This is a genomic window from Caulobacter sp. P4_E5 (genome assembly GCF_056401555.1).
This window is the reverse complement of the sequence record NZ_JBFUJD010000111.1, coordinates 1-13,085: the sequence shown is the minus strand read 5'-3', so window position 1 is coordinate 13,085 and position 13,085 is coordinate 1. Positions and strand designations below refer to the sequence as shown.

8 protein-coding genes and 1 tRNA gene are annotated in these 13,085 nt (G+C 67.8%); 4 read left to right on the top strand and 5 right to left on the bottom strand.

Annotated features, from left to right (window positions below):
- Positions 1-3,249, top strand: a 3,249-nt coding sequence (locus AC1DSO_RS22970) for an Ig-like domain-containing protein (RefSeq protein ID WP_477071020.1), incomplete at its 5' end; no start/stop codon positions are given.
- A 354-nt stretch (positions 3,250-3,603) separates the two neighbouring features.
- Here the strand turns inward: AC1DSO_RS22970 and AC1DSO_RS22965 are convergent.
- Together AC1DSO_RS22965 and cpdR are read right to left on the bottom strand one after the other, a co-directional pair.
- Positions 3,604-3,678 (bottom strand) — tRNA-Val (locus tag AC1DSO_RS22965).
- Between the two features lie 112 nt (positions 3,679-3,790).
- Positions 3,791-4,147: a cell cycle two-component system response regulator CpdR gene (gene cpdR, locus AC1DSO_RS22960; protein WP_004616083.1), complete on the bottom strand. Its 357-nt coding sequence runs from the start codon at positions 4,145-4,147 to the stop codon at positions 3,791-3,793.
- A 168-nt stretch (positions 4,148-4,315) separates the two neighbouring features.
- On the opposite strand from cpdR, the gene AC1DSO_RS22955 reads away from it, so the two are divergent.
- The gene (locus tag AC1DSO_RS22955; RefSeq protein WP_477071019.1) at positions 4,316-5,248 is read left to right on the top strand and encodes an N-formylglutamate amidohydrolase; all 933 of its coding nucleotides are present in this window, start codon (positions 4,316-4,318) and stop codon (positions 5,246-5,248) included.
- Positions 5,249-5,419: 171 nt separating this feature from the next.
- On the opposite strand, the gene AC1DSO_RS22950 is transcribed toward AC1DSO_RS22955, so the two are convergent.
- Entirely contained in the window at positions 5,420-5,806 is a 387-nt protein-coding gene (locus AC1DSO_RS22950; protein WP_477071018.1) for an energy transducer TonB, read from the bottom strand.
- 604 nt (positions 5,807-6,410) lie between these two features.
- Between AC1DSO_RS22950 and typA the strand changes: the two genes are divergently transcribed.
- Complete coding sequence (typA, locus tag AC1DSO_RS22945; protein ID WP_477071017.1) at positions 6,411-8,246, top strand: translational GTPase TypA; 1,836 nt, start codon at positions 6,411-6,413, stop codon at positions 8,244-8,246.
- Positions 8,247-8,601: 355 nt separating this feature from the next.
- Positions 8,602-11,019 carry a putative bifunctional diguanylate cyclase/phosphodiesterase gene (locus AC1DSO_RS22940; RefSeq protein WP_477071016.1) on the top strand — a complete coding sequence of 806 codons (2,418 nt, stop codon included), beginning with the start codon at positions 8,602-8,604 and terminating at the stop codon, positions 11,017-11,019.
- A 53-nt stretch (positions 11,020-11,072) separates the two neighbouring features.
- Here the strand turns inward: AC1DSO_RS22940 and AC1DSO_RS22935 are convergent, their stop codons facing one another.
- Together AC1DSO_RS22935 and AC1DSO_RS22930 are read right to left on the bottom strand one after the other, a co-directional pair.
- On the bottom strand, positions 11,073-12,296 hold the full coding sequence (locus tag AC1DSO_RS22935; RefSeq protein WP_477071015.1) for an RNA polymerase sigma factor: 1,224 nt from the start codon (positions 12,294-12,296) through the stop codon (positions 11,073-11,075).
- Positions 12,293-12,643 (bottom strand): YciI family protein, encoded by a 351-nt coding sequence (locus tag AC1DSO_RS22930; protein ID WP_477071014.1) that lies wholly within the window; start codon positions 12,641-12,643, stop codon positions 12,293-12,295. The genes AC1DSO_RS22935 and AC1DSO_RS22930 overlap by 4 nt, the downstream gene beginning before the upstream one ends.
- Between the last annotated feature and the right edge of the window lie 442 nt (positions 12,644-13,085).

The window sequence follows — 13,085 nt, the reverse complement described above, 5'->3', positions numbered from 1 at the left end:
CCGGACCCGGGCTTCAAAGGCACGGACACCTTCACCTACACGATCACCGACGACCGCGGCGGCTTCGCGACGGGCGCGATCGCGCTGACGTACAACACGCCCGACTCGCCGAACAACAACCATAATCCCGTCGCCACCGACGACGGCGGTCCGACGGCCCGCATCGAAATTCCCTACGCGGCGGGATGGAGCACCCCGACGATCCGCGTGCTCGACAACGACAGCGATCCCGATGGTGATCCGCTGTCGATCGTCTCGGCCGGTCCCGTGCAGCATGGCAACCTGTCCATCACCGACGGCGCGATCCGCTACTTCCCCGTCGCCGACCAATTCACCGGCTTGGAGGACTTCCCCTACACGATCTCCGACGGCAAGGGCGGGACCGCCACGGCCCGGATCTGGGTGCGGATCGGCAACACCTATCCGGTGACAACGGCCGACAACGTCTCCCTGTACCAGAACAGAGGCGTCAGCATATCGCCGCTCGACAACGACCACGACGCCGAAAGCGATCCGCTGACGATCGGCGCCTACACCCAGCCGGCCCACGGCTCGCTGACCAAGCTCAGCGACACGCTTTTGTTCTATACGCCCAACCACGACTATGTCGGGCCCGACAGCTTCACCTACAACGCCGTCGACGACCACGGCGGCGGCGGCGGCGGCAATGTCTTTATCGAGGTCAAGGCCGGCTCGCCCAACAACGCCCCGATCGCGCGCAACGATTTCAGCGCCGCCTCGCCGGCCACCGTACCGACCGGTATGACGTCCAAACTGATGGTGCTCTCCAACGACGTGGATGGCGACGGGGATGCGATCAGCATCACCGCGTTCACCCAACCGGCTCACGGAACCCTCAGCCTGCCGTCGGGCGGCCAATACCTGCAATACACGCCGACGGCCGGCTATCTGGGTCCCGACAGCTTCAACTACACGATCACCGACGGTCGCGGCGGGACCGCCACGGCGACCGCCTATCTGGGCGTCGTCTACGAATATAACAGCCCCCCCGTCGCGACCAACGACAGCTTCGTCGTGGCCAATTACCGGCAGACCCCGCTCTTGGTGAGCGTCAACGACTCCGACGCCCAGGGCGATGACCGGACCATCGTCTCGGTGACCCAGCCGTCGCATGGCTCCGCAGTCATCAGTGGCGCGCTGATCACCTACACACCGACCGCCGGCTACGTGGGATCCGACAGCTTCACCTACACGATCACCGACGGTCGCGGCGAATACGCCACCGCCACGGTTTCCTTGACGGTGACGGGCAATTCCAATCCGGTCGCCGTAAACGACGCCGTGGCGGGCCGGCACAACAAGATCGCGCTTTTCGGAGATCTGCTCGCCAACGACACCGATCCCAATGACGATTCGCTGAACTTCGTGAGCTTCACTCAGGCCAGCCATGGCGTGGTGTCGCAGCCCGGCAGCTACTATCTCGGCTACACGCCGACGAACGACTTCGTCGGCGTCGACAGCTTTACCTACACGATCACCGATGGGCAGGGCGGAACCTCGACCGCGACCGTTACGGTCACCGTGCCGCCCGAGCCGCCGCCGGTGGCGACGGCCGATAGCTATACGATGGACTTCAACACCACGGCCACGTTCAACGTGCTGGCCAACGACAGCGATCCTGAAGGCGACGTCTTCAGCATCACGGGGGTCGGCGCCCCCGGCCACGGGACGGCGAGCCTCGTCGGCGGCCAGATCACCTACACGCCGATCAAGGGATACAGCGGCGACGACGGCTTCACCTACGCCGTATCCGACGGCAAGGGTGGCGCGGCCAGCGGCAGCGTCTCGATCACGGTCGTGCGGAACTCAAATCAGGCCCCGGTGGCGGTCAACGACGACTACTCCACCCCCGCCAACACCGCCAAGACCTTGACGCCTCTGTCCAACGACTCCGATCCGGACGGCGACACCCCGGTGGTGACGTCCATCGCAGCGCCCGCCCATGGCGCCGCGACGATCACCGATAACGGCGCCAGCGTCCTCTATACGCCGCAAGCCAACTACGCCGGGACGGACACGTTCAACTACACGATCTCGGATGCTCATGGCGGCGTGGCCAGCGCTCAGATTTCCGTCACGACCCTGCCAACCCCCAACCGCAATCCGAAACCGGTGACCGACAGCACCGGGCTGATGGTGGCCAATACGACCGCGACGATCCCGGTGCTCGCCAATGACGGAGATCCGGATGGCGACAGCCTGACCATCGCCTCGACGAGCGCGCCCGCGCATGGGACGGTCAATATCGTCGGCCAGGCGATCACCTATGCGCCCACCGCCAACTACAGCGGTCAGGATAGCTTCACCTACACCGTGTCGGACGGCCACGGCGGGACGGCGACGGCGACGGTCAATGCCTTCGTCACGATCAACCGCCCGCCCGTTGTCCGCGACTATGGTCCGTTTACGGCAAGCAGCCCGCTATTGCTGCCAATCTCCGTGGTCGTTTCAGATCCGGACTACGACCCGATTACTCTGACGGCGGTCGGAACCCCGCCCCGCGGCGCGGCGACGATCTATGCGCCGAGCCTCATTCGGTACACGCCGCCCAGCAACTACAGCGGGTCGGATGCCTTCACCTATACAGTGTCGGACGGGCGAGGCGGCGCGGCCACGGCGAACGTGCTGGTCTTCGTCGCCAATCCGGCCGGGAACAATCCGCCGAGAAAGGGCGACGGATACGCCACGGTGGAACAGAACCTCGCCGCGCAACTGAGCATCGAGGCCGGCAATCCCGACCGGGTCGTCTTCACCTACAGCGCCGTCACGCAGCCGGCGCACGGCACGGTTTCGGCGATCGATGGCTGGGGGCAATTCGTCTACACGCCAACGCCCGGCTACGTCGGGCCCGACAGCTTCAAGTTCAAGATTACGGACGGGCGCGGTGGAACGGCCACCGCCACCCTCTACATTACCGTCGTGCAAAGCGCCGCGCGCCGCCCTGTCGTGGTCGCCGACGGGCCGTTCAACACCCCGTTCAACACGCCCATCACCCTGACGACCTTGCTCGACAACGACAGTGATCCCGAAGGAGAGCCTTTGACGATCGTGGGCGTCGAGCAAGGAACCGGCGGGCGGGCCGCATTGATCGACAACCATACGGTCGTCTTCGTCCCCGATAACAACTTCACAGGATCCAACGCGTCGTTCTCCTACTACGTCACGGATGGCCACACGCGGCCGATCCAGGGCGCGGTCCAGATCAACGTCCTTGCGGCCTCCCCTTGAGATGCTCCCCCGCCTCGCTGAGTCGGGGCGCGGCAGCCTCCAGATCGGGGTGACGCCGATCCGGAGGCCATGTCACGGGACTGTTCACGCGGCGCGACCCGCCGCCAGAGGCCGTTAAGCGCCAAGCTGTCGAAGAAGACCGGCCCCGACCAGGGCGTTGCAGCCATCAAGCCTCTAGGAGCGCAGCGCCACGGTCGGCGCAAATCGCCCTTTTCCACGACAATTCTAAGCTGGCGCAGGCCGCGCGCAGGGGTATTCCACGCCCAAATCGGGGGGAAACTTGGGGGAAAATGCTCAGCCGCAAATCGAACGACCGATTTAGCAACAAGCCATTGACTTCATTGAAGAAGGGAATGGTGGACGCGACAGGGATTGAACCTGTGACCCCTACGATGTCAACGTAGTGCTCTCCCGCTGAGCTACGCGTCCGCCGAAGCGAGCCGAAGCGCCTTCAAGAAGACGTCCCGGCCGGGAAGGTGTGGGGGTATAGCGGCGGCTTGGCCGAGGCGCAAGCCGCCCCCAAAACTTTTTCAGAAGCTTTTTAGGCGGCCATCATCTTTTCCACCTCGGCGACCAGGTCGCGCAGGTGGACGGGCTTGGACAGCACCTTGGCGCCGGCCGGGGCGCGGTCCTGGGCCGAGAGAGCGACGGCGGCGAAGCCGGTGATGAACATGATGCGCAGGGACGGATCGCGGGCGGCGGCCTGGCGGGCCACCTCGATGCCGTCCATGCCCGGCATGACGATGTCGGTCAGCAGCAGGTCCCACGGATGTTCGAGGTGCTGGACGGCTTCCTCCCCGTCGGCGCAGGCCTGGACTTCGAAGCCGGCGCGTTCCAGCGCCCGGGCCAGGAAGCCGCGGAGGGAATCATCGTCTTCAGCGAGGAGGATGCGGGCCATGAGGTCACGTGTCCGGAGAGAAAAGTCTTCGATCGAGGAGCCACCTTAGCGCGTTGTCCGTAAATCGGGGATGAACCTAAATGTCGCGTCCTGTGGACGAATGACGTTCGTGGCTTCGCGCGACGTATTGCCGTTTGACCCGGCGCGGCCGGGCTTCGATGATGAAGCATGAGCGCTTGGCGGCCGATCGCGGCCGAACACCCCCTGGCCACGGACCCGCCGCTGGAGACAATCAGCGGCCCGGCGTTCGAGGTGCTGCGCGCCGCGCCGGCCGGCGCGCCGCCGCCGACGGCCCTGGTGTTCGCCTCGCCTCATTCCGGCGGCGTCTATCCGCAGGACATGATCGCGGCCGCCCGCCTGCCGGTCGAGACCCTGCGCGCCTCGGAGGACGCCTTTGTCGACCAGATCGTGGCGGGGGCGCCGGCCCTGGGGGCTGGCGTGATCCGGGCCCGCTTCGCCCGCGCCTATGTCGACCTGAACCGCGAGCCGTGGGAGCTGGACCCCTCGATGTTCGACGGCGACCTGCCCGAATATGCCCGCGGCCGCACGGCCCGGGTGGCGGCGGGGCTGGGGACCATCCCCCGGGTCGCCGGCGAGGGCCGGCCGATCTACGGCCGCAAGCTGACCTTCGCCGAGGCCAAGGACCGGGTGGAGCTGGCCCACCGCCCCTATCATGACGCTCTGGACCGCCAGCTGGCGGCGGCGCGGGCCGCGCATGGGGCGGCGATCCTGATCGACTGGCACTCGATGCCGGCGGCGGCGGCGCGCGGCCAGCGGGCCAAGGGCGGCGGGCCGTGCGACATCGTGCTGGGCGACCGCTTCGGCGCGGCCTGCTCGCCCAAGCTGACCGGCCTGGTCGAGCGCGAGCTGGAGGCGCTGGGCTACCGCGTCACCCGCAACGCCCCCTACGCCGGCGGCTACACCACCGAGCACTACGGCCGCCCGGCCCGGCGCACCCACGCCCTGCAGATCGAGATCAACCGCGCCCTCTATATGAACGAGACGACCCGCGAACCGACCGAAGGCCTGGCTAAGCTGACCGCCGACGCCGAGAAGCTGACCCGGACGCTGGCGGGGTTAGATGTGGCGGAGCTGCGGTAGGCTTCCTTCTCCCCTTGCGGGAGAAGGTGGCCGCCGAAGGCGGTCGGATGAGGGGTCGATAGCCCTGTCGGCTTGGCGCCCGGCGTCGACCGCCGTCGCGGCGGATGCTTTCTTCAACCCCTCACCCGACCCTTCGGGTCACCCTCTCCCGCAAGGGGAGAGGGAAGGTTCTTATTGAGACGCCGCCTGCCGCGGCGGCAGCGCGAACCGGATCGTGATCCCCGACAGCCGCCGCGACACCTGGGCGGCGTTGGGGCCGTCGACGCTCACTTGATAATAGGCCATGGCCGCGCGAGCCGCCTCGCCGAAGCCCAGGCCGCGCGGGTTCTCGCCGGTGACTTCGCAGTCGCCGAGCGAGCCGTCGCGGCGGATCACGCAGGCCAGGGTCGCGCCGCCCTCGACCTCCGCGCGGCGGGCGGTGGCCGGAAACAGGCGGGCCAGCGCCTCCGGCGATGGCGATTTCAGGATCTTCAGCGGCGGCAGGCGCGCGGACGGACCTTGGGCTTGGCCCTGCCCTTGCCCCTGGGCTTCCGCGCCAGACAGGCCCAAAGCCGCCACAAAGGCCGCCAATATGAAAAGTCGCTGTTTCAAAGCCCGCCCCCCGGTCAGCTTCGTCGCGGGAAAGGGTGGGCTGATCGTCCGGGCGCTGTCAAACGACGTCGCCTGCGAGGCTATCTCGACCGCCTCGCGCTCGCCCCGGAGGCCTCGGGGACGTCGAGGCCAAAAAAAAGCCCGGCGAAACCGCCGGGCCAGTTCATTAGGGAGGAAACGCCCAGGAAGGGCAGAAGCGGCAGCGCCGCCTCACAGGAATGTTTATAGGGTGCGGCGCAAAATTGGGCAAGCAAAAAATCGAACTTCAATGTCGATTTTCCGAGAGGGGATTCGCGCAACCCTTTGCAGGGTAAGGATCGCAGAACGTCGCTATTAGAAACCGCCTCATTTTTGGGCATGTTGCAGTGCACAATTTGTTGCGTTTGAAACGGTCTCTCGCGAGAGCATCGCGCAAACCCAAGCGCGGCAAGGCTTTGATGATGACACCGGTTTCCTGCGACAACTGTTTCGTGGTGGTAGGGGTGGATAAATCGAGCGCAGTCGCGTAAAAGCCGCGCGCCTGACGCGTGACGCGTCATCCCCTATTCTTCCCGAAAGTCCGTCCGTTCCCATGTCCATGCGAAATATCGCCATCATCGCGCACGTCGATCATGGCAAGACCACCCTCGTCGATCAGCTGCTGGCCCAGTCGGGCGTCTTCCGCGCCAACGAAGCCACGACCGAACGCGCCATGGACTCCAATGACCAGGAGCGCGAGCGCGGCATCACCATTCTGGCCAAGTGCACCAGCGTGCTGTGGCACGGCGAAGCGGGCGAGACCCGCATCAACATCATCGACACCCCCGGCCACGCCGACTTCGGCGGCGAGGTCGAGCGGATCCTGGGCATGGTGGACGGCTGCGTCCTGCTGATCGACGCCGAGGAAGGCGTCATGCCGCAGACCAAGTTCGTGCTGACCAAGGCGCTGAAGATGGGCCTGAAGCCGATCCTCTGCATCAACAAGGTCGACCGCGCCCACGCCGATCCGGACAAGGTCCACAACGCCGCCTTCGACCTGTTCGCCGCCATCGGCGCCACGGACGAGCAGCTGGACTTCCCGCACATCTACGCCTCGGGCCGCGCCGGCTGGGCGACCCTGGACATGAACGTCCCCAGCGACAACCTCGGCCCGTTGTTCGACCTGATCGTCCGCCACGTGCCGGAGCCGAAGCAGATCGCCAAGATCGACGCGCCCTTCCAGATGCTGAACGTGCTGATCGAAAGCGACCCGTTCCTGGGCCGCCTGCTGACCGGCCGCATCGAGAGCGGCAAGGCCGTCCCCGGCATGGCCATCCACGCCCTGGACCGCGACGGCAAGGAAATCGAGCGCGGCCGCATCACCAAGGTGCTGGCCTTCCGCGGCCTGAAGCGCCAGCCGGTCGATGAAGGCGCCGAGGCGGGCGACATCGTCGCCATCGCCGGCATGAGCAAGGCCACCGTCGCCGACACCCTGTGCGCCATGGACGTCACCGAGGCCCTGCCGGCCCAGCCGATCGATCCGCCGACCATCTCGATGACCGTCTCGGTCAACGACAGCCCGCTGGCCGGCAAGGAAGGCGACAAGGTCCAAAGCCGCGTCATCCGCGACCGCCTGCTGAAGGAAGCCGAATCGAACGTCGCCATCAAGGTGACCGAGACCAGCGAAGGCGACGCCTATGAAGTGTCGGGCCGCGGCGAACTGCAGCTGGGCGTCCTGATCGAGAACATGCGCCGCGAAGGCTTCGAGGTGTCGATCAGCCGTCCGCGCGTCGTGTTCCAGACCGATCCGGAAACCGGCAAGCGCCTGGAGCCGATGGAAGACGTCATGATCGACGTCGACGACGAGTTCTCGGGCATTGTCATCGAGAAGCTGTCGCTCCGTAAGGCCGAGCTGAAGGACATGGGCCCGTCGGGCGCGGGCAAGACCCGCATCCAGCTGACCGCCCCGTCGCGCTCGCTGATCGGCTATCAGGGCGAGTTCCTGACCGACACGCGCGGTTCGGGCGTCCTGAACCGCGTGTTCAGCCACTACGAGCCCTACAAGGGCCCCATCGACCAGCAGCGTAAGGGCGTGCTGATCAGCAACTCGGACGGTGAGACGGCGGCCTACGCGCTGTGGAACCTGGAAGAGCGCGGCGTCATGTTCGTCGGCGCCAACGAGAAGTGCTATCTGGGCATGATCATCGGCGAGAACGCCCGTCAGGACGACCTCGACGTCAATCCGATGAAGGCCAAGCAGCTGACCAACGTCCGCGCCTCGGGCAAGGACGAGTCGATCCGCCTGACCCCGCCGCGCCGCATGACCCTCGAACAGGCCATCGCCTATATCGAGGAAGACGAGCTGGTCGAGGTGACCCCGAAGAACATCCGCCTGCGCAAGCAGATCCTGAACCCGTCGTTCCGCAAGCGCCGCGTCAAGGAAGAGTAGGGTTTTCGGACCTTCGAGATTTGGGCCGCCGTTCGAAAGGACGGCGGCCTTTTTCTTGGGGGGCGCCACTTATTCCCGACCTCCCCGGCGAAAGCCGGGGCCCAGCTGGAAGAACGCTGGGGCGGGTTCTAAGAACGCCGCGCCTCTCCAATCAGCCCAAGCGCCACGAGATCTGGATCCCGGCTTTCGCCGGGAAGGTCGGGGGTTGGAGTCAACTGAACCTAAACCGCCAATGCTCTCGCCCTACTCCCCCCCCGGTTTGCCCCAGCGAAATCGCGAACTTAACCGTGAATTTACCCGGCCGAACGATGGTCTCCGCGGGGGATTTCGCTCCGGAAGATCGAAGGGCCGCGCCTTGCGCACAGCCGCCAGTACGCTGATCCAGAGCGGCGCGTCCGCCCTGCTCGCCCGCCTGCTGCCCGAGGTGCCCGAGGCCATGGCCGGTCGCGTGCGCTTCGAACAGGTGCAGAGCATCCTGCGAATGACGCCCGTGATGATGGGCGCCAACATCGTCATCGCCCTGCTGGTCGGCCTGGCCGGCCTGACCAGCTCGCACCGCGTCGCCTTGTCGATCTGGTCGGCCCTGGTGATCAGCTACGCCCTGCTGGGTCTGCGCGGCTGGGTCGCCGCCCAGCGCCGCAAGAGCAGCAAGAGCACCGTCTCGGTGCGCGGCGTGCGCCGCATGACCTGGCAGGCGGGCGTCCTGGGCCTGCTGTGGGGCGCGCTGCCGATCCTGACCATGCCCAAGGAGCAGGGCTTCGCCGGCGCCATGCCGATGCTGGTCGCCTCGGTGATCGCCGGCATGATCGGCTGTGGCGGCTTCGCCATGCTGACCCTGCCGGCCGCCGCCATCGCCTATTCGACCCCGATGGTCGTGGGCTCGCTGTGGGTGCTGGCCACCAGCAACGACCCGATCCTTTACGCGCTGGGCGGCCTGTTGATCTTCTGCCACATGGTGGTCAGCGTCTCGTGCCTGTCGCACGCCAAGATCTTCGCCGACCGCCTGGTCGCCGCCGAGGAGCTGGAACAACAGAAGCAGGTCGTCAGCCTGCTGCTCTCCGACTTCGAGGAAGGCGCCAGCGACTGGCTGTGGGAAGTCGACGCCGCCGGGCGCATGACCTACGTCTCCGACCGCATGGCCGCCGCGGCCGGCGCCGACAAGGACGCCCTGATCGGCCAGCCGATGTCGGACCTGTGCGGCGCGGCCGAGGCCCCCGCCGGCCCGGTCGCCGCCCTCTCGGCCCTGTTCGCCGAGCAAAAGACCTTCCGCGACGTGATCGTCTCGATCGGCGTCGGACCCAATCCTGATTCTAGGGCGACCCACTGGTGGTCGCTGTCGGCCAAGCCGGTGCACGACCTGGACGGCTGCTTCATCGGCTTCCGCGGCGTCGGCGCCGACATCACCCGGGCCCGCGAGGACCAGGCCCGCATCTCGCGCCTGGCCCATTACGACGTGCTGACCCAGCTGCCCAACCGCCTGTCGTTCCTGCAAGCCCTAGGCAAGGCCTGGACCGAACACGGACGGAAGAATGGCGCCGGCTGCGCGGTGCTGTGCCTGGACCTCGACCATTTCAAGGGCGTCAACGACAGCCTGGGCCACCCGATCGGCGACGACCTGCTGATCCAGGCCTCGGCGCGCCTGCGCGAATGCGTGGCCGACACGGGCTTCGTGGCCCGCCTCGGCGGCGACGAGTTCGCCGTGGTGGTCGCCCCCTCGCCCGGCCACGAGGCGCTGGGCGCCCTGGCCCAGGCCATCGTCCTGGACCTGTCCAAGCCCTATGACGTGCGCGGCCACCACGTGCTGATCGGAGCCAGCATTGGTGTCGCCGTAGCCCCGATGGACGCCGACGATCCCGACGGCCTGCTCAAGCACGCGGACCTCGCCCTCTATCGCGCCAAGGGCGACGGCCGCGGGGCCTATCGCTTCTTCGAGACCGCGATGGACGTTTGGGCCCAGGAGCGCCGCGAGCTGGAGCTGGACCTGCGCGACGCCCTGGCCAAGGACGAGCTGAAGCTGTTCTTCCAGCCGCTGATCGGCAGCCAGGCGCACGAGACCACCGGCTTCGAGGCCCTGCTACGCTGGCAGCATCCGCGCCGGGGCCTGGTGCCGCCGGCCGACTTCATCGAATGCGCCGAGCAATGGGGCCTGATCGGCACGATCGGCGAGTGGGTGCTGCACGAGGCCTGCCGCACGGCCGCGACCTGGCCCTCGCACCTGACCGTGGCCGTGAACCTGTCGCCCAACCAGTTCGCCTCGGGCGAGCTGGTGGCCCAGGTCAAGGCCGCCCTGAAGGGCTCGGGCCTGGCGCCCGCGCGGCTGGAGCTGGAGATCACCGAGGGCCTGCTGCTGCACGACAGCGCCAAGACCCTGGAGCAGCTGGCGGCCCTGAAGGCCCTGGGCGTCAAGATCGCCATGGACGACTTCGGCACCGGCTATTCCAGCCTGGCCTATCTGTGGCGGTTCCCGTTCGACAAGATCAAGATCGATCGCTCGTTCGTGGCCGAGATGCAGGACAACACGGCCATCGCCGACATCCTGCGCACCATCGCTCTGCTGGGCCAGACCCTGAACCTGGAGGTCACGGCTGAAGGCGTCGAGACCACCGCTCAGGCCCGCCTACTGGCCGACATGCGCTGCGACACGTTCCAGGGCTTCCTGTACGGCCGCCCGATGCCGGTGAGCGACATTCCCAGCTTCCTGGTCGCCAACCTGGCCCGGCAAATGCGCCGCGAGGTCGAGGGCGACGGGGCGGACGAGGCGGCCACGGGCTGAGAGACTCTGCCTGCCCGTCGGGGGCGCTGTCGCGGCGTGACGGGGGGGGGCGCTCAGTCTTGAGCGACTTCCTCCCGCCTCCGCGCCAACCACAACCGCTCCGCCGGTCCCGGCTCCAGCGCCATGACCCGGTCGTAGGCCGCTAGCGCCGCGTCGCGCCGGCCCAGCCGCGCCAGCAGGTCGGCCCGTACGGCGTGGAACGGCAGGAAGTCCGCCAGCCGCGCCGCGTCCAGCCCCTCGACCTCGGCCAGGGCCACGGCCGGGCCAGCCACCTCCGCCAGGGCCACCGCCCGGTTGATCCGGACGAACGGATCCTCGCGCCAGTCCAGCAACAGGTCGTACAGCGCCAGGATCGCCGACCACGGCGGCGGCTCGGCCAGGGAGCGGCGCAGGCTCCAGGCTCCGTGCAGGGCCGCGCGCAGCTGGCGCGGTCCGGAGGCGTTCAGCCGCGCCGCGCGGCGCAAAAGGGCGTCGGCCTCCAGGATCAGCGGTCGCCGCCATAGATGCGGATCCTGCTCCGACAGCGGGACCATCGCCCCGTCGGCGTCCAACCGCGCCGGCCGGCGGGCCTCGGCGAAGCGGACGGTGGCGGCGAAGGCCAGGCACTCGGGTTCGTTCGGCAGCAGCTCCGCCAGCACGGCGGTCAGGTCCAGCATCTCGCGGGCATAGCCGGCGTGGGTCCCGGCCCCGGCCGCGTCCTCGTGGGCCCGGGCATAGGCGACCTCCAGGGTCGAGAGCACGGCGGCCAGGCGCTCGGGCCAGGCCTCGGGGCCGGGGACCTCGAACGACACGCCGGCCTCGGCGATCTTCTTCTTGGCGCGGGTCAGGCGCTGGAACATGGCCGGCTCGGCGACCAGGAAGGCGCGGGCGATCTCCTGCACCGACAGGCCGCAGACCAGGCGCAGGGTCAGGGCGGCGCGGGCCTCGGGCGCGACGGCCGGGTGGCAGCAGACGAAGATCAGCCGCAGCCGCTCGTCGGGGATCAGCCGGGTGTCGGAGGCCAGCAGGTCCTCGGCCGAGGGCGCCGGTTCGGGGTCGTGGGGCGCCAGGCGCTGGCGAACATTCCGCCGACGGATCATATCCAGCGCATGCCGCCGCGCCGTGGCGTAGAGCCAGGCGGCCGGGTCCAGCGGCGGAGCGGCCGGCCAGACAGCCGCCGCCCGCGCGCAGGCCTCGGCGAAGGCCTCCTCGGCCAGGTCGAGGTCGCGGAAGGTCGCGGCCAAGGCGGCGATGATCCGCCCGCCGGCCTCCCGCGCGGTCTGGTCTAGGGCCTTCAAGGCTCCTCGATCACCGGGCGGACCTCGATGGCGCCGTCGCCGGCGAACGGGATCCGCTTGGCGATGGCCAGGGCCGCGTCCAGATCGGGCACGTCGACCAGATAGAAGCCGCCCAGTTGCTCGCGCGCCTCGGCATAGGGGCCGTCGTGCAGAGCGTGCTCGCCGCCGGCCTTGCGGACGGTGGTGGCGGTGTCGACGGTCTTCAGGCCCGAGCCGCCCTTGAGAATTCCCTGGGTCGCCAGCTCGCCGGCCAGGGCGCGGTGGGCGGCGATGATCTCCTCGAAAGATCGGCCGTTGTCGCCGCGATAAAGCGCTTCGTTCTCGTAGATCAGCAGGGCGTATTGCATGGCGATGTCTCCCGTGAGCCCGCGACCATCGCGGCGCTTCGAGGTGGAGACGCGCCGGCTCGGCGGGATTCGACAGCGGGTCGGGAAAAATGTCGAGGGGGTGGGAATGCTCGTCGGGGCGCGGGGATAGAACCCCTCTCTCTTTGAGAGAGGGAGGGGCCCGCGCCGCAGGCGTGGGAGGGTGAGAGGTTAGGCGAAGCCGGTCTGTGAGTTCGCGCATCTCACTGAGTTTTCGAGGTTTATCGGTGAGCGGTGTAACCACTCACCCTCCCATGCTGCGCATGGGCCCCTCCCTCTCTCAAAGAGAGAGGGGTGATGGAAGGCACGAGCGTTCAGGTCTTTTCATCCCCCGTCCAAAAACCCGCCGTATGCTTCTACTCACCTCGTCGCGAGGAAAGGGCGCATGGCCAGCGACCGATTGCGGCGGCGGGGGGTGATCGAG